The following is a 24892-nucleotide window of genomic DNA, read 5'->3' as shown; positions in this document are numbered from 1 at the left end:
ATGTGATGGCCGTGTCTGAAGCACAGTGGCTGGATAACTTCCTGCGCTATCTGGCTTCTGAGCGGCAGCTCTCTCCCCATACCCTTTCCAACTATCGGCGTGATCTGATGCAGCTCAGCGAAGAGCTGCAGCGCTGTGACAATCGTGACTGGTCAACGCTGAAAGAAGCTGACCTGCGCCGAGCAGTATCCGGCTTGCATGGGCAGGGGTTGTCTGGCCGCAGTTTGCGCCGTCTGCTCTCGGCTGTGCGCACCTTCTACCGCTATCTGCTGCGCGAAAATCTGGTCACGGATAATCCGGGGCTGGCGATTCAGGCCCCGAAATCGGGTAAACGCCTGCCGCAGACGCTGGATGTGGATCAGATCGGCAGTCTGCTTGACGGCAATGGTAATGAAACCGAAGGTAGTCAGATTGATGATCCGTTGCTGATTCGTGATCAGGCGATCATGGAGCTGATCTACTCTTCCGGCCTGCGTGTTTCTGAGCTGGTCAGTCTTAACCTGCAGGATCTGGATCTCGGCGATGCGATCCTGACCGTGACGGGCAAAGGGAATAAAACCCGGCGTCTGCCGATCGGTCGCATGGCGCTGAGTGCACTGGATCGCTGGCTCAGTGAGCGAGCATTGCTGGCCAAACCGCAGGAGTCAGCCGTGTTTGTCGGACGCTATGGCCGTCGTCTGGGTGTGCGCTCGGTGGAACAGAGACTACGTCAGCGAGGTGAGGCGACCGATACGCAGGGGCGAGTCTATCCGCATCGTCTGCGCCACAGCTTTGCCAGCCATCTGCTGGAATCCAGCGGCGATCTGCGTGCGGTGCAGGAGTTGCTGGGGCATGCGGATATCAGTACGACACAGATCTATACTCACCTGGACTTTCAACATTTGATGACGGTGTATGAGCAATCTCACCCTCGAGCAAGGCGGAAAAAATCATGATTAAAGCCATTACCTTTGATCTGGACGATACGCTCTGGGCGGTCGATCCCGTGATAGAGCTGGCCAACCGTTCGCTGTGGGACTGGCTGACCGAGAATGCAGCCCAATACACGGACCGCTTTATTCTGGCGGATCTGGTGGAGGGCTCGGAGATGCGTCGGCAACTGCTTGAGCGCCATCCCGAGATCAGCCATAGCGTGACGTTGATTCGTTTGAAGCTGCTGGAGCAGGGGATGCTGCAGTGCGGCTATACGACGTCTGAGGCCCGTGCCCTGTCGAGTCAGGCGATGGAGGTGTTTATTGAAGCCCGCCATCAGGTGGAGCTGTTTGCCCATGCCCGCGCGATGCTGGAAGGGCTGCATGCCAGAGGTTTCATACTGGGAGCACTGAGTAATGGTAATGCGGAAGTGAAACGCACCGGGATCGGTGATCTGTTCGAATTTCAGTACAATGCCGATCAGGTCGGGCAGATGAAACCGCATCCGCTGATGTTCGAAAAAGCGCTGGAGCATGCTGCTCTGCAGGCTGAACAGGTGATCCATATTGGAGATCATCCAGTGAATGATGTCGAGGCTGCGCAGCAGGTTGGCATGTGGACCATCTGGGTCAATCTGGACGGCGCCCTGAGCTGGCCTGCCGGGCAGAAAAAAGCGGATGCCGAGGTGACCAGTCTGGATCAGGTTGATGCGATGGTGGATCAGATTCTATCCAAAGTCAGAAGCAGGATCAGATTCTGATTCTGGCGAAAATGAATGCATCGTGCTATATTGAATTCAAATAGAGCGCGCTTGCTCTATCTGCATGCAATAAGGAGGGGCGAACCATGGGCATGATGACAATCAGGAGTATTCCTGACGAAGTGCACAACGCACTGAAAGCACGAGCGAAGCGGCACAACCGCAGCACCGAGGCTGAGGTGCGTGCTATCCTGGAAGAAGTTACTCGTCCAGAGAAACGTCTTCATATGGGTGATGCTCTGGCGGCCTTGGGTCGTAAGGTTGGGCTGACCAATGAAGACTTTGCCGTCTTTGACCAGGTTCACGACAAGACACCGGCAGAGCCGATGAGGTTTGAATGATCGTATTGGATACCAATGTCGTTTCCGAAGCGATGAAACCTGAACCTGATCCGGTCGTTCGAGCATGGCTCAATGAGCAGTCGGCCGAAACGCTGTATCTGTCCAGTGTCTCGCTGGCTGAGCTGTTGTTTGGTATTGCGGCGCTGCCTGATGGGAAGCGCAAAGATATGCTGGGCGAGGCGTTGGATGGTCTTATGGAGCTGTTTAAAGGGCGGATTCTGTCCTTTGATGCTGACGCCGCTCGCAAGTATGCCAAACTGGCCGCAACTGCCAGAGCGGCCGGGCGTGGTTTCCCCGTACCGGATGGCTACATTGCAGCCATGGCTGTATCACAGGGCTACCAGGTTGCATCCCGCGACATGGCCCCGTTTGAAGCGGCCGACATAGACGTGATTAACCCATGGAAATGGGAATAATCAAGTATGTTCATGCGTTTGCCAATTCTCAGGATGGCGGTAGCCAGAGCAGTCGCACTATCACCAGGCGTTGGGCCGATGTGGTCGGGTAGTTCGATCGCTGTGTGGTAGCAAGCAGCTGGAATCTATTGACCGCATAAACCAAAAGCATTAGGCTTCTGCGCGAAGAAATACGGACTGTTCATGCTCTATATGAGCTTATTGCGACAAGGAGATCGCTATGCCAACCCTCGATTTCAGTGCCCCTGCTTGTCATATTTCTGACCTCGATCTGCCCGTAAAGGTATGAAATAACAGCCAATTTGATTCTTTTGTGCTTCCAAGGATAAGGATGCTTCAATGACAATATCGCTACTCCCTATTCAGTCATCATTTGATGAAAAAATGCTACGCGATCGCTTATCTGTCACTTTGAACGAGAAGAAGCTGTTCAAAGTCATTGATGACGACCCCGATCTTGTCGGTGCAGGTGTTATCTTTATCGATAACCGTGGAATCGTGGTCACCTTACGTGAGTTCAAACCTCTCTGCTCATTTAAGCCGGTGAATGTTGTACTGCGTGAACCGCCAAAAAGTTACAGTGCAGATACCTATGCTGCTGAAGTAAGGAGTAGTGATAGAGAAAGTCGTCTGGTTTCTGAAGCTACAGGTGCTACGCTTTCTTGTGGTTCGGCAGTTCTAGGGTGGATAGTTATATTTACTGCTGGAGGTGCATTAGGGTTTACCGGAGGTGCGTCTGGCGTTGTAATAGCAGTGACTTATGGCGCAGCAATTGCTGGTACATTGCAGTGCATCAATGGTGGTGTTCGAACTGGAAGTGAATTACTAAATCCACAAGTTAATGATGACCTTGATAGTGAGGAGTGGTATCGAAACACTATTATAGCACTAGATACGATTTCGTTAGCTGGTGCCGGGGCGGCTGGCCTGGTAACCATCAAAGGATTAAAGATGCTTAAATCTAACGGAATTCCTACTAGAAAAGCTTTAGAGGGGCTTAACCGTCAAGAGCGGCGGCGGCTTTCACGAGAAATCGCAAGGGCTAATGCACCAGGTATTTCGAACGGAGCTTTAAAAATGATGGAGCGAACGGGTCAAATAGAGCGCCGATACTCTAATGCTGCGATACGCAGGACTACCCTTTTGCAAATTAAAGATGCAGCTGGTGCTGGCCTTAGTTTCACTGGCAGTGCGGTCGGAGGTAATATCAAACTACTAGCTATAGCAGTCGTTAAGGAAGAATAATGTTTAAACGCCAGCTTACCCCCCCTCAGCAACCCATGCCTGAATATCAATTGTTTCCAATAGGGTTCTGGCATTGTATTGCGGCAGTGATGTTAATGACTTTATGCATTGTATGTACAACTATATTGATAACTTATTTGCTAGGTTTAGATTCAAAAACGCGTAACCTAGCATTCATTGAACTAGGAATAGGCTGTACACAAGGTGTAATTTTGGCTCATCTAACTTTTATGGTATCAAGAGGCTCGGCGCTCAGTAGCACTCTTTTACTCTGGTTTAACCGTGCGTGTCTAACAGTATTAGTGTTTGGAAACATAGTGGCTTTGATCGCTGGAGACTATGTTATTGCAATGTTTGCCTCTGGTGGGCTCGTGTTGGCTCTCTCAACTCACCAGATCTATCTGTCTAAAAGGTATCGAAAATTTCTTGATTATTATGAACTTATTTGGGCTCATAATCGTTGGAATAGAAGAAGAAATAATACTTATTAAGTGCCAGGTGTAACTGTTGTTCCGGAATAAAGTTGTCTGTGGTGTTAATGCATAGAATAACCTTATACACCTATTACTGCCTCAGCTTCATAGGCGGTGCATCGAGGATAATATCAAATTTTTGACAGATAGCTATTTTCAGGGAAGAGTAATGTTCAAACGACAGCTTAAGCGCCCCACGAAACCGATGCCTGAATTTCAATTGCTCCCGACAGGGAGTTGGCATTTTATTGCGGCAGTGATGTTAATTATTTTTTGTGTTTTCTGTACAGGAGAAATAATAATTTATTTCTTGAATTTAGATCCTCAAACTAAAAATATAGCGTTCATTGAGTTGGGGATTGTTGTGGCTTTGGGATTCGTTTTATCTCATCTAAGCTTTATGGTTACAAGGGGTTCGATATTTTGCTACGGTCTTTTACTTAAATATAATCACATAAATATGCTGGTATTATTAGTTGGGAATATAGTGGCCTTGATTTCAGGTGATTATGGAACGGCTGTATTAGCTGCTGCAGGACTTGCGCTGGGTTTATTAGCGCGTCGGTTTTATTTATCCCAAAAATATCTTAAGTTTCTTGAGTTCCAAGAGGTTGTCTGGAGTCATTATCGTTGGAATAGAAGATATAAATAACGGTTATCTGTATCCGGGATATGCCTGCATATACAAGCAGTTGCCAGTGAAATCACGGATCCAGAAACATCTCCAGCAGATCATTCAGAAACAAACGTCCGTGATGTGTTGGTTGCAGGCGGCGCGTATCCTCTTCGAGCAAGCCGCGTTGGCGTGCCAGGCTCAACTGCGGCAGGCTCTCCAGTGTCAGGCCGGTACGCGTCTGTAACAGATCAGATGCAACACCCTGCGTCAGGCGCAGCACATTGAGCATAAACTCAAAGGCCAGCTCCTCCTGACTCACCTGTGTATCGCCAGCCAGTCGTTCCTGAGGGGTGAGATAGGCTTTAGGCTGGCGGGCTTTATGACGGCGTACAATCTGTAACTGCCCGTCCTGCCACTGGCTGATCTTGCCATGTGCCCCGGCGCCGATGCCGAGGTAGTCGCCAAACTCCCAGTAGTTCAGGTTATGACGACTTTGCTGCCCTTCGCGTGCATAGGCAGAGATCTCGTACTGCTCAAAACCGGCATCGGCGAGCAGAGCCTGCCCAAGTTCTTGAATCGACCAGAGGGCTTCATCAATCGGCAGTTGCGGTGGGCGGGCGTGAAACTCGGTATTGGGCTCGATGGTGAGCTGATACCAGGAAAGGTGATCAGGGCTCAAGTCCAGTGCCTGCAGTAGGTCCGCCTCGGCACCGGCGATATCCTGACCCGGCAGGCCGTGCATCAGATCCAGATTGAGGCGGTCAAACAGTTCACGAGCCTGGCCCGCTGCGCGAACCGCTTCGCCAGCGTTGTGAATCCTGCCCAGTGCCTTGAGCTGGGCGTCATTGAAGCTCTGGATACCGAGCGACAGGCGATTGATGCCGGCACGCCGAAATCCGGCAAATTTCTCCTGCTCAAAGGTGCCGGGGTTGGCTTCCATGGTGATTTCAGCCCCGCGACTCAGCGTGACCCGCTGTGCCACTCCATCCAGCAGACGTGCTATTGCATCGGCACTGAACAGACTCGGTGTGCCGCCACCGATGAAGATGGAGTGGATCTCGCGTCCTTGAGCACCGAGCAGCTCATCTTCCAGATCCTGCAGCAGGGCTGCGACATACTCCGCTTCCGGCAGCGTGTCGCGCACAGCATGGGAATTGAAGTCACAGTAGGGGCATTTGCGTACACACCAGGGGATGTGGATATAGAGTGACAGCGGTGGCAGGGTCATGCGTGGTGCAACTGCTGTTTGAGCGTACGCAGCAGGTCAATGGCCGCCTTGCCACGATGACTGTGTTGGTGTTTCACATCGGGTGTCAGTTCAGCGACGCTTTTGCCCAGCTCGGGGATAAAGAACAGCGGATCATAGCCGAATCCACCTTCTCCACTCGGAGCTTTTAAAATCACCCCCTCCCAACTGCCTTGGCAGATCAGCGGCACAGGGTCTTCAGCATGGCGCATGAAGACCAGTACGCATTGGTAACGGGCAGTGCGCTCGGCATCAGGAACATCTACCAGTGATTCCAGCAATTTTTGATTATTCTTTGTGTCACCAGCGCCCTGGCCGGCAAAGCGCGCCGAGTAGATCCCCGGTGCTCCCCGCAGTGCATCCACTTCAAGCCCGGAGTCATCAGCCAGTGCCGGTAGCCCTGTCTCCTGACACGCATGACGGGCCTTGATAATGGCGTTCTCGACGAAGCTCAACCCAGTCTCCTCGGCATCTTCCACCTGAAAGACGGATTGAGGCACGACCTCAAGATCCAGTTGAGCCAGCAGGGCGCTGAACTCTTTCAGCTTGCCGGCGTTACCGCTGGCCAATACAAGTTTGCTGAAGGGCTTTTGAGTTGGCATGTATCAATCCGTGTAGAAGGTCTGGTCAAAGCGGATCTGATAGGGGGATGTGGAACCCTCTGGAAGAACCGTGAGGTTAATCGTCAGTTGCTCGTCATTGGAGATGCGAAAGTCGCCGATATAGTAGCGTGCATCGGCTTCTTCAATGGATACAAAGTTCAGGGTTTGCCTTTGCTGCAATAAATTCGCAACCTCTCCTGTCACGTCGGCAGCCACTGGGCGGGTAGTGCCATCGGCCTGTTTCTCCAGTACTGTCACGTTCAACATGGCGCGGACATTGGAGCGCGTCAGATTATGTCGCTGTGCCACTTCCGGCAACAGAAAGGTGGAGTAGAAGGCGTTGTAATGGATCTCATAGCTGCCATCACTGATCATCTTGTCGGCCTGAGCCGCCATGGCCGGAATCAGCAATGACAGCAGGAGCAGCAGGCGGCTGCCAATTCGTGTAAACATGATGCGAAACCTCTGGAAATAAAAAACTCTGGAAATAAAAACCTCTGGAAATATTATCGGGTGATACGGTAGATCGCGATCTCGCCGAGCATGTTCGGCCAGAGCTGTATCCACCAGCGGTCACGATGCGCGTGGTCCACTACCGTGCGCTGCAGTATTTTGATGTTGCGCTCCAGACACAGTTCCTCAAAATCCTTGAAGGTGAAGAAATGGATGTTGGGCGTGTTATACCAAGTATAGGAAAGAAACTTGGAGACAGGCATCTTACCGCGCAGCGCCAGATAACCCCGAACCCTCCAGTGAGCAAAGTTGGGGAAGGTGACAATACACTCCTTGCCGATGCGCAGCATCTCCTCAACTATCTCATCAGGACGGTGCATGGTCTGCAGTGCCTGGGTCATGACGACGGTATCGAAGCTATTGTTACGGATCGACGCGAGCCCCTCATCGATATCTTTTTCAATCACATTGACGCCATTCTCGATACAGCGCGTGATATTGTCGTGATCGATTTCGATGCCATAGCCCCGGACATTTTTTTCCGCAACCAGATGGCTCAGCAGCTCGCCATCGCCACAACCCAGATCGATAACATGCGATTCGGGTGCAATCCAGTCCCGGATGATTTCCAGATCAGCCCGCATGGTGTGACTCCTCATGGCGGCTAAACTCATTTGCCACTCTGTTCATATAGCTGTGAAAGACTTCCATATAGCGAGGTATCGGTATCAAAAAGGCATCGTGCCCTTGTGCTGCGTCTATTTCCGTGTAACAGACATCCTTTCCGGCATCCACCAGCGCATCCACTATCTCGCGTGAGCGCTCGGGTGAGAAACGCCAGTCAGTCGTGAAGGAGGCAACAAAAAACCGGCAACTGGCCTGACTCAGCGCTTTGGTCAGATCATTCTGATAGTCTGCGGCCGGGTCAAAGTAGTCCAGCGCCTTAGTCATCAGCAGATAGGTGTTGGCATCAAAAGCGGTGGAGAACTGCTCGCCCTGATACTGCAGATAGGACTCGATCTCAAACTGCGGCGCGAAATCAAAGTTGATCTTTCCATCACGCAGTTCTCGTCCAAATTTTTCACGCATACCATCTTCCGACAGGTAGGTGATATGGCCGATCATGCGTGCCAGCATCAGGCCAGTCTTGGGCACCACCTCCTCTTCATAGTAGTGTCCCTGATGGAACTGCGGATCTTTGCTGATCGCCTGGCGCGCCACTTCATTGAAGGCGATATTCTGTGCCGACAGGCGCGGTGCAGCGGCAATGATGACACAGTGACGCAAACGCTCGGGAAAACTGATCGCCCATTGCATCGCCTGCATGCCACCCAGACTGCCGCCGACAATTGCAGCCCACTGCTGAATGCCGAGGCGATCTGCCAGGCGCACCTGGCTGTTGACCCAGTCAAGCACCGTTACGATCGGAAACTCAGGCCCGAAGGGTTTGCCTGTAGCAGGGTTGGTGCTGCGTGGCCCGGTGGAGCCATGGCAACCGCCGAGGTTATTCAGAGAGACCACAAAGAAGCGGTTGGTGTCGATCGCCTTGCCGGGGCCGATGGCGCTGTCCCACCAGCCGGGCTTGCGATCTTCCATGCTGTGATATCCGGCAGCATGGTGATGGCCTGACAGGGCATGACAGATCAGTACCGCATTGTTGCGATCGGCATTCAGCTCACCATAGGTTTCGATCACCAGATCGTAGGCATCCAGTGTGCGCCCGCAGGCCAGCTCAAGTGGCGTGTCAAAGTGCAGGGTCTGAGGTTGAACCAGACCGACGGAGTCTTCGGGTATCACTGTTGGCATCAGACTTCTCTATTAACTATCGGAGCTCTTGACTGCTTGGGCTCTGTTCTATTGATAGGCAGCTGTATTACACCAGAAATCTGGCCAACTGCGACTGAATCAGCTGAATACCCAGTAGAATCACGATGGGAGACAGGTCCAGTCCACCGATGGGCGGAACCACCTTGCGCACCAGAGCATACAGCGGCTCGGTCAGCTGTAGCAGTATCTGGGGGGCAGGATGTGGATTCCCCGGCGCTACCCAACTGATAATCACGGAGCCGATGGTGGCCCAGAACAGAATGGTCAGTATATTACTGATGACACCGACAACCGAGAAAATGGCGATTGAGGGTAATGGAAAGCCTGCACCCAAATAGAGGAAAATGAGCGCAAAAGTCAGCACTTTAACGAAAAATGCCAGCAACAGTGGAGAAAAATCCAGGCCACGGATGCGCAGGCCCATCTTCTGCAGCGGTGCCATCGGCACCTGTGTGATTTTGACCACTGCCTGAGAAATAGGATTGTAGTAGTCAGCCTTGACTGCCTGCAGCAGAAAGCGAAGGATGGCAATAAAGGCAAAAATCTCACCAATCGTGCGCACGATTATAATAATTGGATCCTGTCCCATGATAATTCCTGTTGTCAGCGGATTAAGCGACTGTCTATGTGCTGGCCCTGGCTATAAAGCCACGGATTCTGGATCAGAGTATAGTGGCTTTCACGTTACGAATGAACCGGCTCAGGATTTATCCATCTCCTGTGCCAGTTCTATGGCACGATTACGACAGGCGGTCAGAGCGCGCAGCACCACAGTCTCCAGTCCATCTGCCTGAAAACTGAGAATCGCCTGTTCGGTCGTGCCCTTGGGTGAAGTGACACGGCGGCGCAGTTCTGCCGGCTCTTCTCCGGTTTCCTGAACCATGCGAGCGGCACCTGCAGCGGTTTGTAGCGCCAGTGCTTTTGCGGTTTCCCGACTCAGCCCCAGCGTTTCGCCAGCATCAATCATCGCCTCCATCATCAGGAAGTAGTAGGCAGGACCGGAACCTGAGATAGCGGTGACGGCGTCTATCTCGCTCTCCTGTGTCACCCAGACAGTGATGCCGACGGCGCCAAGAATCTGCTCGGTCTGCTCACGTTGCACCTGGCTCACCAGATTGTTGGCAAACAGGCCGCTGGCACCTGTCTGTACCAGCGCCGGTGTATTGGGCATACAGCGCACGGTGGGTATTTGTGTGCCGATCCAGCGCTCCATGGAGGCGATGGTAACACCTGCTGCCAGTGAGACGAGCAAGGGAGCGCTGTTGGCCAGTGTCTGACTCAGCTCGGTACAGACCTGCTTCATCACCTGAGGTTTGACACCCAGGATCACGATTTCGGAGGCAGCGACCGCTTCGTGATTGTCAGCGGTGGTGTTCAGACCCTGTGTCTTGAGGTCAGTCAGCATGTCGGTATCAGGAGCTGTAGCCCAGATGTGATCGGCCGGATAACCATTTTTAAGAAGACCGCCGATGATGGCACGGGACATATTGCCGGCACCGATAAAGCTGATGATTGGGTACTGATTCACAATGTTATCCTTCTGCTGTATCTGTTAATTCTATTAAAGGTTGGAAGCGGGGCGCGGGCCGAACAGGGCTGTGCCGATCCTGACCATCGTAGAGCCTTCCATAATGGCGGCTTCAAGATCGCCCGACATGCCCATGGACAGCGTATCCAGCGTTGGAACACGCTCTCGTATCTTCTCAAAAAGCTCTCGCATACGGGCAAACGCCTGGCGCTGCTCCGCAGGGTCGTCTGTCGCTTCGGGAATCGCCATCAGACCGCGCAGGCAAAGATGTGGTAGTGAGGCTATCTGCTCGGCCAGAGCTGAGGCCTCTACCTCGCTGCAGCCCGACTTGTTTGCTTCATGGCTGATATTGACCTGCAGGCAGATATTCAGGTCGTCCTTGTCTGCCGGACGTTGTTCAGACAGACGCTGGGCGATCTTGAGGCGATCCACACTGTGTACCCAGTCAAACGCTTCGGCGATCGGTCGGGTCTTGTTGGACTGGATCGGACCGATGAAGTGCCACTCCAACGGCAGATCTGACAGCTCCTGCATTTTCTGTTGGGCTTCCTGCAGATAGTTTTCACCGAAGAGGCGTTGTCCTGCGTCATAAGCTTCACGTAACTCGACACTCTTGCGCGTCTTGCTCACGGCTAGCAATGTCACAGAGCCTGGCTCGCGCACGGCCAACTGCTCACATCGACTGATCTCCTGGCGTACCTCTGACACTTTCTCTGCTATTATTGACATCATGATTATCTGGTTATTCTGATTGGCATGGGCAACCTATTCTGCTAGAACTTAACATTCAATTGAAAGCTTTGTGAGTCTGAACCCATGGATATTACCGAACTCTTGTCATTTGCCGTACAACAGGGTGCCTCGGATCTGCATATCACGGCCGGTATGCCACCGATGATCCGTGTCGATGGCGATGTACGGCGTATCAAACTGCCCGCGCTTGAGAACAAGCAGGTCCAGACGCTGGTATACGATATCATGAATGATAAGCAGCGTAAGGAGTATGAGGAACACATGGAGGCAGACTTCTCGTTTGAAGTGCCGAAAGTATCCCGCTTCCGTGTCAACGCCTTCAACCAGCATCGCGGTGCGGCGGCAGTGTTCCGAACAGTTCCGAGCAAGGTGTTCACCCTTGATGATCTCGGGATGGGCAAGGTGTTCAAGGATCTGTCAGAGAAGCCCAGAGGTCTGGTACTGGTGACCGGGCCGACCGGCTCGGGTAAGAGTACAACGCTGGCTGCGATGATCGATTATGTCAATGATACCCGCTCTGATCATATTCTGACGATCGAGGATCCAATCGAGTTTGTGCACGAGAGCAAGAAGTGCCTGATCAATCAGCGTGAAGTGCACCGTGATACACACAGTTTTGCCAATGCGCTACGCTCGGCACTGCGTGAAGACCCGGACGTGATTCTGGTGGGTGAGATGCGAGATCTTGAAACCATCCGCCTGGCGCTGACAGCGGCCGAAACCGGGCATCTGGTGTTCGGTACCCTGCATACCACCTCGGCAGCCAAAACCATTGACCGTATCATTGACGTTTTCCCTGCAGCTGAGAAGGATATGGTGCGTTCGATGCTGTCTGAGTCCTTGCAGGGCGTTATCTCGCAAACGCTGATGAAAAAAACCAAGGGTGGTCGAGTGGCGGCGTTCGAAATCATGATAGGCACCCCGGCCATCCGTAACCTGATCCGTGAAGACAAGGTCGCACAGATGTATTCCGCCATTCAGACGGGGGCGTCTGTCGGTATGAAAACCCTGGATCAGTCATTGACCGAGCTGGTGCAGAAAGGGCTTATTTCGCGTGACGCAGCCCGCGAAAAGGCCAAAACACCCTCTTCTTTCTGATTTGAAAAAGGAGTCCTGCCATGGACTTTACACAACTGCTTAAGGTGATGTCTGATCGCGGGGCGTCGGATCTCTTCGTGACGGCCGGTGCTGCACCGGCTATCAAGGTGGATGGTACGATCAAGCCGTTGACGAAAGAGTCGCTGAAGCCTGCTCAGGCGCGTGCATTGGTGTACAGCACAATGAACGACAAACAGCTCGCTGAATTCGAGGGCACGCATGAGTGCAACTTTGCGATCAGCGCACCGGGTATCGGACGTTTCCGTGTCAGTGCCTTCATCCAGCGTAATACGCCGGGTATGGTGTTGCGCCGAATCGACACCTATATTCCCAGCCTCGAAGAGCTGAATCTACCGCCGGTGCTGAAAGATCTGTCGATGACCAAGCGAGGCTTGATCCTGTTTGTCGGTGGTACTTCAACCGGTAAATCGACCTCGCTGGCGTCGATGATCGACTATCGTAATGAAAACTATGCCGGTCATATCATCACCATTGAGGATCCGATCGAGTATATCCACAATCACAAGAAGAGCATCATCACTCAGCGTGAGGTGGGACTCGATACCGACTCCTTTGAAATTGCACTGAAGAATACGTTGCGTCAGGCGCCGGATGTGATTCTGATGGGTGAGATTCGCTCCATGGAAACGATGAAGTATGGTCTGCAGTTTGCCGAGACCGGGCACCTGTGTATGGCAACGTTGCATGCCAACAACGCCAACCAGGCGCTGGATCGTATCATCTCCTTCTTCCCGGCGGATCATCATGATCAGTTGTGGATGGACCTGTCACTGAACCTGAAGGCGATAGTGGCGCAGCAGCTGTTGCCGACTGTTGATGGCAAAGGACGACGTGCAGCGATTGAGGTGTTGATCAATACGCCACTGATCAAGGACCTGATCCGCAAGGCCGATGTGCATGAGATCAAGGATGTGATGAAAAAATCCACCAACCTTGGTATGCAGACCTTTGATCAGTCGCTGTTCAAACTCTATAAAGAGGGTGTGATCGCTTACGATGTGGCGCTGACCCATGCTGACTCGGCCAACGATCTGCGTCTGATGATCAAGCTCGATGGCTCCACAGCCGTCCCTGAAGGTAAGGGTGGTGAAGGCGATATGCCAAGCTTCACCTTGCAGGATGAGGAGGATAACCTGAATATTTCAGGCTCGGTTGACGTTAAGGCGATGTAGTAAACCATGTAGTAGGCCACACATCCCGGAGGCCTTGGGTGAGACGCCGTGAATACGTCCGTGTAGGCTTGAATGCCGCATCCTTGCGGCATGCACTCACCCAAGACCTCCGGGATAGCCTTTGAGATAGCTATCACAGAATTAACAGGCTTGTCGCGGTCTCAGGCCTGAGTATCGCGATACACCACCTTCCCACCCAGCAATGTCACCTTCACTCTACCGGTCAGCGTTTTGCCTGCAAAGGGCGTGTTCCAGCCATTGGAGCGCAGTTTTTCAGGATTCAGTGTCCAGGTCTCTGTCGGATCGAAGATGCAGATATCGGCACGGCTGCCAATCTCCAGCGTGCCATCATCCAGTCCCAGAATTTTGGCGGGTGCCGAAGTCAGCTTTTCAATCAGTTGTGGCAGGGCCAGCAGCTGTTGTTCAACCAGCTTCAGGCTCAGCGGCAGCAGTGTTTCAAGACCGCTCAGACCCGGTTCCGTATCGGCAAAGGGTGCCTGCTTGGAGATCAGGTCCTGCGGTTGATGGTCTGAGCAGATCGCTTGCAGGGTGTCGGTCACCAGCCCCTGACGCAGCCCGGCACGGTCCAGTGGGCTGCGTAGTGGCGGGATCAGATGCAGTGCGGCATCAAATTCGCTGACATCTTCATCACACAGCAGAAGATGATGCACAGCGACATCGGCGGTAATCTTCAGTCCTCGCTGTTGCGCCGCTTCAATAAGGCGAATTGATCGATCGCAGCTGAGCTGGCCGAAGTGAGCGCGTACACCTGTCTGTTCCACCAGCAACAGGCAGCGGGCAACCTCAATGGTTTCGGCTGTTTCAGGAATGCTGTTCAGGCCCATGCGTGTGGCGTTGGCGCCATCATGAATACAGCCATTTTGCGCCAGAGCAGCATCCTGTGGCTGGAAGATAACCAGCAGATCGTGAGTAGCGGCGTACTCCAGGCAGCGCAGCAGCACCAGTGAGCTGGGCACTGGCTGGCGGGCGTTGGTAAAGGCGATGCAACCTGAGCTGGATAAAGCATGTAGAGGCGCAAGCTGCTCACCGCCCAGATCCCGTGTCAGAGCACCCATCGGCAGGACTCGGGCGAAGCCGGCATCTGCCGCGCGATCCTGAATCAGCTCGGCAACCGCAGGGTTGTCGATGCAGGGGCTGGTGGTCGGTGGTGTCACCAGAGTGGTGATTCCGCCAGCGGCCGCTGCAGCCGTTTCGCTGGCTATGGTACCTTTTCGGGTGAAGCCGGGCTCGCGCATATGCGCGCAGAGATCGATCAGCCCGGCACAGACCACTTTGCCGTGGGCGTTGATTACCTCAGCGTCGCCAAAGCCGTCCGGTGCATCGCCGATCGCGACTATCTCACCCGAATCGACGTAGAGGTCTGTAATCAGGTCCAGTTCCTGTGTCGGATCGATCACCCGTCCGCCTTCGATTTTGATTTTCATCTTGAGACTTGACCCCTTAAATCAGTTCAGGCTGTTTCTGGATATCGGTGAGCTGTCCGCTCATGGCCATCGACATCACGGCCATCCTCACGGCGATGCCGTTGGTCACCTGATTCATGATCAGGGAGCGAGGTCCGTCTGCCACGGCGGACTCTATCTCGACTCCACGATTGATCGGACCGGGATGCATCACCACAGCATCCGCTTTGGCGTAGGCGAGCTTGTCGTTGGTCAGGCCGTAAAGTTTGTAGAACTCGGCTTCGCTCGGCAGCAGGGCGGTTTGCATCCGCTCCTTCTGCAAGCGCAACATCATCACGACATCAACATCACGCAGCCCCGCTGACATCTCCTGAAACACCTTGACCCCCATTGCTTCGATATGGGAAGGCAGCAGTGTTTTGGGGGCGATCACACGTATTTCACCAGCACCGAGGATCTTCAGAGCGTGGATCTGGGAGCGTGCAACCCGTGAGTGCAAAATGTCACCGACGATCGCAATTTTCAGATTGGCGAAGTCACCCTTGTGCTGGCGGATGGTCAGCATATCCAGCATCGCCTGTGTCGGATGCGCATGACGGCCATCACCAGCGTTGATGACCGCAACATCGGGTGTGACATGCTGAGCGATGAAGTGCGCAGCCCCGCTGCTGGAGTGGCGCACGACAAACATGTCCGAGTGCATCGCACGCAGCGTCATCAGGGTGTCTTTCAGGGTTTCGCCTTTGGATGTCGAGGAGGTGCTGATATTCAGGTTCAGCACGTCTGCCGACAGACGTTTGGCGGCGAGTTCGAAGGTGGACAGGGTGCGGGTGCTGGCTTCAAAAAACAGGTTGACCACTGTCTTGCCACGCAGCAGCGGTACCTTTTTCACCTGTTGTGCACTCATATCAACAAAGGAGTCAGCCGTGTCCAGGATCTCTGTCAGCAACTCGCGTGACAGACCTTCAACGGTCAGGAAATGCTTGAGCTGACCGCTGCTGGTCAGTTGGATCGATGCCGGGGCTTCATTCAGTTCAGACATGTCGGTTGGCCTTGGGCTGTCGCGTTCAGTTGCGTTGTTTAATCTCTAGTGTCAGCGGGTCGGGGCCGCAGAGTTTGATCTGCTGCTGCTCGTCGAGCAACAGTGTAGCACCGGTTACGTCTGCCTGAATCGGCAGTTCCCGGCGCTGCAGGTCGAGCAGGGTGACCAGTGTCACGCTGGCAGGGCGTCCGAAATCAAACAGCTCATTCAGTGCGGCGCGAATGGTGCGGCCGCTCATCAGCGCATCATCAACCAGTATCAGGTTGCGATCTTCGGTGGCGCAGGGCAGTTGTGAAGGCTGTACCTTGGGGTTCATCCCCACGCGGGTAAAGTCATCCCGGTAAAAGCTGATGTCGAGTATGCCCAGCGGGCTGCTCAACTCCAGTTGCTTGTGCAGGCGCTCTGCCAGCCAGACACCACCGGTGCGAATACCGATCATCAGCGGGTCGGTGAGTCCGCGTTCATGGATCAGTGCTTTCAGATCCTGACCCATCTTGTCCAGGAGCTGATCAACATCAAGATTTCCCGCTACCATTAAAGGTCCTCCAGTCGGGTGTGGCTTGGAACAGATGTATCGGAATTGAACCAGTCTTCGAGGATCAACTGGGCGGCAATGCCATCCACTGATTCTTTCTTGAAATTGCTGCCGCCTCCCGCCTCCAGATGGATGCGCTTGGCTTCAACACTGGTCAGGCGTTCATCAATGATAAAGCAGGGTAGTTGATAACGTTCGTTCATGCGATTGGCAAATTTTCTTGCGCGGTGAGCCATATCGCTGATGCTGCCATCCATGTTCAGCGGAATGCCGACCACCAGAGCCTCCGGCTGCCATTCGGCAATGATTCGGGCGAGCGCGTCCCAGTCGGGAATGCCATCACGGGCCGGTATCGGCTTGAGAGGAGATGCAGTACCGGTCAGAGCCTGTCCATAGGCGATGCCGATTCGGCTGGTACCGAAGTCAAAGCCCATCAGGCGTTGGTAGTTTTGTTTCATGCACTCACATGTCTGGCGTATCAGGCATGTCCGGCGTGGGCCGTCATCAGTTGCAGATTGACACCCAGGACAGACGCAGCCGCCTGAAGTCGCTCCTCGGCTGGAATTTGGAACAGTATATCGGAATTTGCCGGGCAGCTTAACCAGCTGTTTTCGCTTAACTCCTGTTCCAGCTGTCCCGGCCCCCAGCCGGCATAGCCCAGTGCAACCAGGAATTTATCCGGTCCTTCACCTATGGCGAGTGCTTCGAGTATATCGACAGATGTGGTCAGGCTGATGTCAGGTGTTACTGCATAGCTGGACAGCCACTCCTGACCCGGTTTGTTGAGGTGCAATACGAATCCGCGATCAGTATGTACGGGGCCACCGGCATAGACTGGGGTTGGCAACAGTGCCAGACGGCTGTAATCGACATCAATATGGTTAAGAAGATCGTGCACCATGATGCCGGCGGTACGATTGATCACGATACCCATGGCGCCATATTCGCTGTGATCACAGATGTAGGTAACCGTCCTTGAAAAGTGCTGGTCTGCAAGGTGTGGCATGGAAATAAGAAGCTGATCGCGCAGTGTTGTAGGTTCCTGCATGGTATTCACCAACATTGAGATCCTTGTATCTAAGCATTAGTACACCTGGGCTCTTTTCTCAAATTTCCAGGTGCGAATTATCTCCAGAACATCTGTATTTTTTCTCATCTCGACCGTAAAGGGTTGAAAAGGAGCTGCAAGCTGCACAATACGTACGGCGGCATCATCCAGCACCTGATATCCCGAGGACTGCAATACTTCAATGTTCTGGACGCTGCCGTCGGGTTGGATGGAAACCAGGAGGCGCAGACTGCCATGCTGATTATTGCGCCTTGCCTCATCAGGATAGTTGAGGTTTCCGATAGACTCAATTCGGCGCCGCCAGTTATCCAGATACATGGCGTCATCATGGCGCATGGTGGAGGCCGCGGTCAGGCGCCTGACACGAGGCCGTTTGGCCAGATTCTGCTGTTCCATTTGCAGTTGTGCCTGCAGACTGGCTATCTCCATGCTGCGTGCCAGCAATGAAGTGGAGCCACCACTGACGGTGGGCGGCGGTGTACTGGCTGGCTCCAGTTCTACTTGATCCTGTACCTGCTCTGGCTGCTCGCTGGTACTGGTCACCAGCGTTTCGGTGCCGGTCTGCTCAACCGGTACAGGATCGGGCTCAGGCTCAGGATCCGGTTCTGGCAGGGGTTCTGGTATCGGTACCGGTTCTATGGGTTCTGGTTCGGGGATAGGGTCTGCGGGTATCTCAAGTGGAGACTGCTCGCTAGTCTCCTCACTTTCCAGAGGTGCTTCTTCTCTGGCTGAGGGTGCAACAACTTCTTCGCTTTCGCCACTGCCGAGCTGATCGAGTTGCGCAAAGAAATCGGCATTCTCCGGCGCCTCTTCAGCAGCGTACTGGGCCAGTGTGATATCGAGTGTATGATCGGTAGCAGTGGGTTCAGGCAAGGTAAAGCCGACCGACAGTATCAGCAGGCCATGAGCCGCCAGGGCAATAAACAGATTGAAACCGAAACGGTTAAGTCCCGGCTCATTCCAGCTTGTGTCAGCAGTTGCCTGAGATCTCATCTTTCACGCAAGTGTTGCTCTATGCAGTTCATCAGATCCATGCCTATGTTCAATCCAAACTGTGTATCCAGTTCACGGATACAGGTAGGACTGGTGACATTGATTTCGGTCAGATAGTCACCTATCACATCCAGCCCGACAAACAGCAGCCCTTTTTCGCGCAGAACAGGTGCAACCTGTTCGCAGATCCAGCGGTCACGATCCGTCAGCGGGCGACCTTCGCCACGTCCGCCGGCCGCCAGATTGCCGCGAGTCTCGCCAGCGGAGGGAATGCGCGCCAGCGCATAGGGAACAGGCTCACCATTGATCATCAGTATGCGTTTGTCACCGGCAGCAATTTCCGGAATATAACGTTGTGCCATAATCATCTGCTGACCATGGCGCGTCAGGGTTTCGATGACCACACCCAGATTCATGCCGTCGGCTCCGATACGGAATATCGATGCGCCACCCATGCCGTCCAGGGGTTTGAAAATGACATCCTTATGTTCGGCATGAAAGCGGCGCAGCAGCGCATCACTGCGAGAAACCAGCAGTGGCGGGCAGCACTGTGGAAAGTGCGTGGCAAACAGTTTTTCGTTGAAATCGCGCAGGCTCTGAGTACGGTTGACGATCAGGGTGCCGGCCGACTCTGCCATAGCAAGCAGCTGTGTGCTGTAGAGAAACTCATTGTCGAAAGGGGGATCCTTACGCATCAGGATCACATCCATATCACTCAGCGGGCGGCTCTCATACTCACCACGGGTGAACCAATTGCCTGGGTCCATCGCAACTTGCAGCGGCGCCATGCTGGCTTTGGCTGTACCCTTCTCCAGAAACAGGTGCTGAGGTTCCATATACCAGAGCTCCCAACCCTTTTGCTGGGCGGCATGAAGCATGGCCAGAGAGCTGTCCTTCTTGTAGCTGATGGCGTCAATTGGATCCATGACGATGCCAACTTTAATGCGCATATGAGTGTTCCTGTCTGATTCATTTCTGCGGCTGTCGGGAACCGGGTCTGAGTAAATATTAACCCAGATCACCCCAAAGATACTGCAAAATTGCACTGGCAACGATGGGGGCCGTTTCGGTACGCATGACTCGTGGGCCGAAGCATACGGGGATAAATCCCTTACTCTTGGCTAGTGTCACTTCATCTTCTGTCAGTCCCCCTTCAGGGCCGATCAGAAGTGCGACAGACTCAGGGCGTGGAAGGTTCCCCATGGGTTGTGTGTCGTGATGATGCAGGACCAGCTTCAGATCTGCGTCGACCTGATCGAGCCAGTCCGCCAGCGGTTGTGGATGGGAGATGTCGGGGATCTGGTTGCGTTGTGACTGCTCGCAGGCACTGATGGCGATCTGCTGCCAGTGACGCTGGCGCTTGTCCTGACGTTCGCTGGTCAGCTTGACCTCGCAGCGTTCTGTGAACAGTGGCGAAATAACGGCGCAGCCCAGCTCGGTGGCTTTCTGTACAGCGAAATCCATGCGCTCACCGCGAGACAGTGTCTGACCCAGTTCTATTCTGAGCGGAGATTCTGCAGGGCGGGCTTCGCGATGCAGAATCCTGACACTGGCATCGCGCTTTCCGGCAGCGCTGATGCTGGCGTAATAGTCATGGCCATCGCCATTGAACAGAATCAGTTCGTCGCCAACACGCAGGCGCAGCACGCGAATCGCATGCTGCGCGGTGTTCTCGCTGAGGCTTATCTCACTGTGCTCTGCCAGCGGCTGCGGCTCATGAAATCGTGGAATGCGCATGAGGTCAGATGCCAGCAGCTTTTTTCAGTGCGTCAGCCTTGTCGGTTTTCTCCCAGGTGAAGGCAGTGAAGTGTTCAGTCTGCTCAACACCATCCTGATCAATCCAGCTATAGCTGGTTTCGAAGGGTTCCCGACCGAAGTGACCATAGGCGGCTGTCAACTGGTACATCGGATGCAGCAGGTCCAGCATGCGGGTGATCGCAAAGGGGCGCAGATCGAAATGCTCTCTGACCAGTTCGATGATGCGCTCATCGCTGATTTTACCTGTGCCGAAAGTGTTGATCGACACGGAGGTTGGTTCAGCAACACCGATTGCATAAGACACCTGAATCTCGCAACGGTCAGCCAAGCCAGCTGCCACCAGATTCTTCGCGACATAGCGCCCGGCGTAAGCCGCTGAACGGTCAACCTTGGAGGGATCCTTGCCAGAGAAAGCACCGCCGCCATGGCGTGCCATGCCACCGTAGGTATCGACGATGATTTTACGACCGGTCAGGCCGCAATCGCCGACTGGGCCACCGATGACGAATTTGCCCGTCGGGTTGATATGAAAACGGGTGGTGTCGCTGAGCCATTCCGCCGGGATCACCTGTTCGATGATCTCGCGACGAACCATGCGGCGCAGCTCTTCCTGATCAATTTCCGGGTCATGCTGGGTCGACAGAACGATCGCATCAACGCCACAGGGCTTGCCCTGGTCATCGTAACGGAAGGTAACCTGGCTCTTCGCATCCGGGCGCAGCCATGGCAGCAATCCGCTTTTACGCAACTGTGCCTGGCGCTCGACCAGTCGGTGCGCATAGTGGATGGGCGCAGGCATCAGGCTGTCGGTTTCATTGGTGGCATAGCCGAACATCAGGCCCTGATCACCGGCGCCCTGATCTTCGGGCTTGCTGCGATCAACGCCCTGAGCGATATCCAGACTCTGCTTGCCGATCAGGTTGATCACGCCGCAGGTTTCGCCATCGTAGCCCACTCGCGAGGAGGTATAACCAATTTCCATAATCACGCGGCGAACCAGATCTTCCAGATCGACCCAGGCGCTGGTGCTGATTTCGCCGGCAACGATTGCGACTCCGGTCTTGACCAGTGTTTCACAGGCCACGCGCGCATTTTTGTCGCGTGCAATGATGGCGTCGAGGACGGCGTCGGAGATCTGGTCGGCAATCTTGTCCGGGTGGCCTTCTGAAACGGATTCAGAGGTGAACAGAGAATATTCGCTCATTGCGGTTGTAATCCTTGAACTGGGTGATGACTTGGCAAAATGCTCGCGCAGTAGAATACGAGCCGATTATGCTAAAAGGATCTATTTTACCGATACTGGGCAGACATTTCATAACTCTTGCAGCCGTTAATCATGAAAAATTTGCGATATTCATATGAAAATAGCTCTTTTAGTCGCAATTGTATTTGAAGATGAGTCCCAACTGCGAGAAAATTGGCGTCCGTTTTTAACCCGAACCAAAACCTCAAATGGGCCAGACCCAGGAGTTGATTGAATGTCCTCTCGTCGAGAACTTGCCAATGCTATTCGTGCACTGAGCATGGATGCCGTACAGAAAGCCAAATCCGGTCATCCAGGTGCACCAATGGGGATGGCGGATATCGCCGAAGTGCTGTGGAACGATTATCTGAAGCATAACCCAGCAAACCCTGACTGGTTCGACCGTGACCGCTTTGTGCTCTCCAATGGCCATGGCTCCATGCTGATCTACTCGCTGCTGCACCTGACTGGCTACGATGTTTCCATCGACGACCTGAAAAACTTCCGTCAGTTACACAGCAAAACAGCCGGCCATCCTGAATATGGTTACTGCCCCGGTGTTGAGACCACCACTGGCCCATTGGGACAGGGTGTCAGCAATGCGGTGGGTATGGCGATAGCCGAAAAAGTACTGGCTTCCCAGTTTAACCGCGATGGGCACGACATAATCAATCACTACACCTATACCTTCATGGGCGATGGCTGCCTGATGGAAGGGGTCTCTCATGAGGTCTGCTCACTGGCCGGTACACTGGGGCTGGGCAAGCTGATCGGTTTCTGGGACAACAACGGCATCTCCATTGATGGTGAGGTTGAAGGTTGGTTCACCGATGATACTCCGGCGCGGTTTGAGTCCTATGGCTGGCAGGTGATCCGTGATGTCGATGGTCACGATGCCGAGCAGATCGCTGACGCCATCGAGCAGGCACGCAGCAACACCGAGCAGCCGACACTGATCTGCTGCAAGACCATTATCGGTTTTGGTTCACCGAACAAGCAGGGTAAAGAGGATTGCCACGGAGCGCCTCTGGGCGAAGACGAAATTTTGCTGGCGCGCGAGCAGTTGCAGTGGCCGCATCTGCCGTTTGAAGTGCCGGGTGAGCTTTATGAAGACTGGAATGCAGTCAGCTATGGTGAAAAGGTTGAGCAGGAGTGGAATGAGCGCTTGAGTGCTTATCAGCAGGCATTCCCAGAGCTGGCTGCAGAACTGCTGCGACGTCTGAAGGGTGAACTGCCAGCTGACTTTGCTCAGCAGACGCATGCCTGGATTCGCGATGTCGCAGCCAAGGGCGAAACTATCGCCTCGCGCAAAGCGTCGCAAAATGCACTGAACTCACTCGGTCCGGTTCTGCCTGAGTTTCTGGGTGGCTCTGCTGATCTGGCGGGTTCCAACCTGACAATCTGGTCTGGTTCGAAAGGGGTCAGCCGCGAAGATGCCAGCGGTAACTATCTGTACTATGGTGTACGCGAGTTCGGTATGAGCGCGATCATGAACGGCATTGCACTGCATGGCGGCTTTATCCCCTACGGTGCGACCTTCCTGGTATTCATGGAGTATGCCCGTAACGCCGTACGCATGGCTGCGTTGATGAAGCAGCGTGTGATCTTTGTTTATACCCACGATTCTATCGGTCTGGGTGAAGATGGCCCGACCCATCAGCCGATCGAGCAGCTTGCCAGCCTGCGCCAGACACCCAACATGGAAACCTGGAGGCCTTGTGATGCAGTTGAGTCTGCTGTGTCCTGGCAGCAGGCAGTGATGCGGACCGATGGCCCGAGTGCGCTGATCTTCTCCCGCCAGAATCTGCCGCATCAGGCGCGCAATGATGATCAGGTGGCACAGGTTGAACGTGGCGGTTATATCCTGCGAGATACCGCCGATACACCTCATGCGATTCTGATCGCAACAGGTTCAGAAGTTTCACTGGCGATGGAAGCGGCAGAGCTGCTGGCGTCAGAAGGTAAGCAGGTGCGTGTCGTATCCATGCCCTGTACCGAACGCTTTGACAAGCAGAATGCGTCTTACCGTGATGCAGTGTTGCCTGCGGCCATCACGGCAAGAGTGGCAGTTGAAGCGGCCCAGGCTGATTTCTGGTACAAGTATGTCGGCCTCAATGGTGCAATCCAGGGGATGCGCAGCTTCGGTGAATCTGCACCGGCTGGAGATCTGTTTACACACTTTGGTTTCACTGCTGAGAGCGTAGCCGCGAAGGTGCGTGCTCTGCTCTGATCCGTTTGATCCGCACATGACAGAAGAGGGGCAGCTGAAGAGAGATCAGAAGCTGATCCCTCTTTTTTATCTGGACACACTGATGAGCTTTCGTATTGCAATCAATGGTTATGGCAGGATCGGGCAAAGCGTGCTGCGTGCCATCTATGAAAGTGGCTGGCAGTCACAGTTCGAGGTGGTCGCTCTTAATGAGCTCTCGGATATTGCAACCGTTGCCTATCTGACGCGTTATGATACTACCCATGGGCGCTTTCCCTTGCCGATTACGCAGGATATTAATCACCTGTTGATCGCCAATGACAGGATTCAGGTGCTCAATGAAAGCGACCCTGCGCGCTTGCCCTGGGGGGATCTGGATATTGACCTGGTGTTGGAGTGTTCAGGGGCTTTCTCCAACCGTGCCATGGCGATGCAGCATCTTCAAAGCGGAGCCAAACGGCTACTCTTTTCACAGCCGGCTGAAGCCGACGTGGATGCGACCATCGTGTATGGTTACAACCATGAACAACTGAAACCTGCGCACAAGATCGTATCAGCGGCGTCCTGTACCACCAACTGTATCATTCCGGTTCTGGATCTGCTGGATCGCGCCTTTGGTATAGAAAACGGCGTCACTACGACCATACACTCGGCGATGAATGATCAGCCGGTGATTGACAGCTACCATCGTACGGATCTGCGCCTGACGCGCAGCGCGCTACAATCCATCATCCCGGTAGACACAGGGCTGGATCGTGGTATTGATCGTTTGCTGCCGCATCTGGCAGGACGTTTCCAGTGTTTGCATGTCAGGGTGCCGACCATCAATGTGTCACTGATGGATATGTCGATCAATCTGTGCCGCGATACCAGTATCGCGGAGGTTAATGCGCTGCTCAGGAGTGCCTCGGAAGGGTCGCTGAAAGGGTTGCTGGGATATACGGAAGAGCCGCATGCGTCGGTTGATTTCAATCGCGATGCACGCTCGGGTGTGGTGGATGGTACACAGACACGGGTATCAGGCAGGCGACTGCTGAAGCTGATGTGCTGGTTTGATAACGAATGGGCCTATGCCAACCGAATGCTGGATGTTGCCGGATACTGGCTGCAGACGCGCTAGAATTTTAATAACTATTTTAAAACAAGCAGGGCTTAT

Annotated in this window: 28 protein-coding genes; 11 read left to right on the top strand and 17 right to left on the bottom strand. The window is 53.9% G+C overall.

Annotated features, from left to right (window positions below; genetic code table 11):
* Window positions 1-5: 5 nt before the first annotated feature.
* From xerC to ACK3CJ_RS20765, 7 genes are all read left to right on the top strand, one after another.
* Window positions 6-935 (top strand): tyrosine recombinase XerC, encoded by a 930-nt coding sequence (xerC, locus tag ACK3CJ_RS20795; protein ID WP_409526632.1) that lies wholly within the window; start codon window positions 6-8, stop codon window positions 933-935.
* Window positions 932-1672, top strand: a complete 741-nt coding sequence (locus ACK3CJ_RS20790) for an HAD family hydrolase (RefSeq protein ID WP_409524105.1) — start codon at window positions 932-934, stop codon at window positions 1670-1672. Before xerC ends, ACK3CJ_RS20790 begins: the two co-directional genes overlap by 4 nt.
* An 86-nt stretch (window positions 1673-1758) precedes the next feature.
* Entirely contained in the window at window positions 1759-2013 is a 255-nt protein-coding gene (locus ACK3CJ_RS20785; RefSeq protein ID WP_409524104.1) for a FitA-like ribbon-helix-helix domain-containing protein, read from the top strand.
* A complete protein-coding gene (locus tag ACK3CJ_RS20780) occupies window positions 2010-2429 on the top strand; it encodes a type II toxin-antitoxin system VapC family toxin (RefSeq protein WP_409524103.1) in 420 nt (139 codons plus the stop codon). The genes ACK3CJ_RS20785 and ACK3CJ_RS20780 overlap by 4 nt, the downstream gene beginning before the upstream one ends.
* 339 nt (window positions 2430-2768) lie before the next feature.
* Complete coding sequence (locus ACK3CJ_RS20775; RefSeq protein WP_409524102.1) at window positions 2769-3674, top strand: hypothetical protein; 906 nt, start codon at window positions 2769-2771, stop codon at window positions 3672-3674.
* Entirely contained in the window at window positions 3674-4165 is a 492-nt protein-coding gene (locus ACK3CJ_RS20770; RefSeq protein WP_409524101.1) for a hypothetical protein, read from the top strand. The genes ACK3CJ_RS20775 and ACK3CJ_RS20770 overlap by 1 nt, the downstream gene beginning before the upstream one ends.
* 151 nt (window positions 4166-4316) lie before the next feature.
* Window positions 4317-4799 (top strand): hypothetical protein, encoded by a 483-nt coding sequence (locus ACK3CJ_RS20765; protein ID WP_409524100.1) that lies wholly within the window; start codon window positions 4317-4319, stop codon window positions 4797-4799.
* Window positions 4800-4851: 52 nt separating this feature from the next.
* Here the strand turns inward: ACK3CJ_RS20765 and hemW are convergent, their stop codons facing one another.
* The 8 genes from hemW to ACK3CJ_RS20725 form a co-directional block, all read right to left on the bottom strand.
* Window positions 4852-5991, bottom strand: coding sequence for a radical SAM family heme chaperone HemW (gene hemW, locus ACK3CJ_RS20760; RefSeq protein ID WP_409524099.1), 1140 nt, complete (start codon window positions 5989-5991; stop codon window positions 4852-4854).
* A complete protein-coding gene (gene rdgB, locus ACK3CJ_RS20755) occupies window positions 5988-6611 on the bottom strand; it encodes an RdgB/HAM1 family non-canonical purine NTP pyrophosphatase (protein WP_409524098.1) in 624 nt (207 codons plus the stop codon). The genes hemW and rdgB overlap by 4 nt, the downstream gene beginning before the upstream one ends.
* A 3-nt stretch (window positions 6612-6614) precedes the next feature.
* Window positions 6615-7064 (bottom strand): DUF4426 domain-containing protein, encoded by a 450-nt coding sequence (locus ACK3CJ_RS20750; protein WP_409524097.1) that lies wholly within the window; start codon window positions 7062-7064, stop codon window positions 6615-6617.
* 53 nt (window positions 7065-7117) lie between these two features.
* Window positions 7118-7708, bottom strand: coding sequence for a methionine biosynthesis protein MetW (gene metW, locus ACK3CJ_RS20745; RefSeq protein ID WP_409524096.1), 591 nt, complete (start codon window positions 7706-7708; stop codon window positions 7118-7120).
* Entirely contained in the window at window positions 7698-8870 is a 1173-nt protein-coding gene (metX, locus tag ACK3CJ_RS20740) for a homoserine O-succinyltransferase MetX (protein WP_409524095.1), read from the bottom strand. Before metX ends, metW begins: the two co-directional genes overlap by 11 nt.
* A gap of 67 nt (window positions 8871-8937) precedes the next feature.
* Entirely contained in the window at window positions 8938-9480 is a 543-nt protein-coding gene (locus tag ACK3CJ_RS20735) for a YggT family protein (protein WP_409524094.1), read from the bottom strand.
* A 111-nt stretch (window positions 9481-9591) separates the two neighbouring features.
* Window positions 9592-10419: a pyrroline-5-carboxylate reductase gene (gene proC / locus ACK3CJ_RS20730; protein ID WP_409524093.1), complete on the bottom strand. Its 828-nt coding sequence runs from the start codon at window positions 10417-10419 to the stop codon at window positions 9592-9594.
* Window positions 10420-10452: 33 nt separating this feature from the next.
* On the bottom strand, window positions 10453-11151 hold the full coding sequence (locus ACK3CJ_RS20725) for a YggS family pyridoxal phosphate-dependent enzyme (RefSeq protein WP_409524092.1): 699 nt from the start codon (window positions 11149-11151) through the stop codon (window positions 10453-10455).
* Between the two features lie 84 nt (window positions 11152-11235).
* Here ACK3CJ_RS20725 and ACK3CJ_RS20720 point away from each other — a divergent pair, with 84 nt between their 5' ends.
* On the top strand, window positions 11236-12270 hold the full coding sequence (locus ACK3CJ_RS20720) for a type IV pilus twitching motility protein PilT (RefSeq protein WP_409524091.1): 1035 nt from the start codon (window positions 11236-11238) through the stop codon (window positions 12268-12270).
* 20 nt (window positions 12271-12290) lie between these two features.
* The gene (locus ACK3CJ_RS20715) at window positions 12291-13463 is read left to right on the top strand and encodes a PilT/PilU family type 4a pilus ATPase (RefSeq protein ID WP_409524090.1); all 1173 of its coding nucleotides are present in this window, start codon (window positions 12291-12293) and stop codon (window positions 13461-13463) included.
* Window positions 13464-13624: 161 nt separating this feature from the next.
* Here the strand turns inward: ACK3CJ_RS20715 and ACK3CJ_RS20710 are convergent, their stop codons facing one another.
* Genes ACK3CJ_RS20710 through metK form a run of 9 tightly spaced genes read right to left on the bottom strand, consistent with a single transcriptional unit; the run spans window position 13625 to window position 21488 of the window.
* On the bottom strand, window positions 13625-14908 hold the full coding sequence (locus ACK3CJ_RS20710; RefSeq protein ID WP_409524089.1) for a dihydroorotase: 1284 nt from the start codon (window positions 14906-14908) through the stop codon (window positions 13625-13627).
* Window positions 14909-14924: 16 nt separating this feature from the next.
* Window positions 14925-15929 carry an aspartate carbamoyltransferase catalytic subunit gene (locus ACK3CJ_RS20705; protein WP_409524088.1) on the bottom strand — a complete coding sequence of 335 codons (1005 nt, stop codon included), beginning with the start codon at window positions 15927-15929 and terminating at the stop codon, window positions 14925-14927.
* Window positions 15930-15954: 25 nt separating this feature from the next.
* The gene (pyrR, locus tag ACK3CJ_RS20700; protein ID WP_409524087.1) at window positions 15955-16464 is read right to left on the bottom strand and encodes a bifunctional pyr operon transcriptional regulator/uracil phosphoribosyltransferase PyrR; all 510 of its coding nucleotides are present in this window, start codon (window positions 16462-16464) and stop codon (window positions 15955-15957) included.
* Window positions 16464-16922, bottom strand: a complete 459-nt coding sequence (gene ruvX, locus ACK3CJ_RS20695) for a Holliday junction resolvase RuvX (RefSeq protein WP_409524086.1) — start codon at window positions 16920-16922, stop codon at window positions 16464-16466. Before ruvX ends, pyrR begins: the two co-directional genes overlap by 1 nt.
* 20 nt (window positions 16923-16942) lie before the next feature.
* Window positions 16943-17527, bottom strand: coding sequence for a YqgE/AlgH family protein (locus ACK3CJ_RS20690; RefSeq protein WP_409524085.1), 585 nt, complete (start codon window positions 17525-17527; stop codon window positions 16943-16945).
* A 21-nt stretch (window positions 17528-17548) separates the two neighbouring features.
* The gene (locus ACK3CJ_RS20685; protein ID WP_409524084.1) at window positions 17549-18526 is read right to left on the bottom strand and encodes an energy transducer TonB; all 978 of its coding nucleotides are present in this window, start codon (window positions 18524-18526) and stop codon (window positions 17549-17551) included.
* A complete protein-coding gene (gene gshB, locus ACK3CJ_RS20680) occupies window positions 18523-19476 on the bottom strand; it encodes a glutathione synthase (RefSeq protein WP_409524083.1) in 954 nt (317 codons plus the stop codon). Before gshB ends, ACK3CJ_RS20685 begins: the two co-directional genes overlap by 4 nt.
* Window positions 19477-19534: 58 nt before the next feature.
* Entirely contained in the window at window positions 19535-20263 is a 729-nt protein-coding gene (locus ACK3CJ_RS20675) for a 16S rRNA (uracil(1498)-N(3))-methyltransferase (protein WP_409524082.1), read from the bottom strand.
* Window positions 20264-20267: 4 nt separating this feature from the next.
* Window positions 20268-21488, bottom strand: a complete 1221-nt coding sequence (gene metK, locus ACK3CJ_RS20670) for a methionine adenosyltransferase (protein ID WP_409524081.1) — start codon at window positions 21486-21488, stop codon at window positions 20268-20270.
* Between the two features lie 274 nt (window positions 21489-21762).
* Here metK and tkt point away from each other — a divergent pair, with 274 nt between their 5' ends.
* Both tkt and ACK3CJ_RS20660 read left to right on the top strand, forming a co-directional pair.
* On the top strand, window positions 21763-23757 hold the full coding sequence (gene tkt, locus ACK3CJ_RS20665) for a transketolase (protein WP_409524080.1): 1995 nt from the start codon (window positions 21763-21765) through the stop codon (window positions 23755-23757).
* Between the two features lie 82 nt (window positions 23758-23839).
* The gene (locus ACK3CJ_RS20660; protein WP_409524079.1) at window positions 23840-24856 is read left to right on the top strand and encodes a type I glyceraldehyde-3-phosphate dehydrogenase; all 1017 of its coding nucleotides are present in this window, start codon (window positions 23840-23842) and stop codon (window positions 24854-24856) included.
* Window positions 24857-24892: the final 36 nt, after the last annotated feature.

This window comes from Nitrincola salilacus, assembly GCF_046271865.1.
Taxonomy (GTDB): domain Bacteria; phylum Pseudomonadota; class Gammaproteobacteria; order Pseudomonadales; family Balneatricaceae; genus Nitrincola; species Nitrincola salilacus.
Note: the sequence above shows the minus strand (reverse complement) of the source record. Positions and strands in the feature narration are given on the sequence as shown.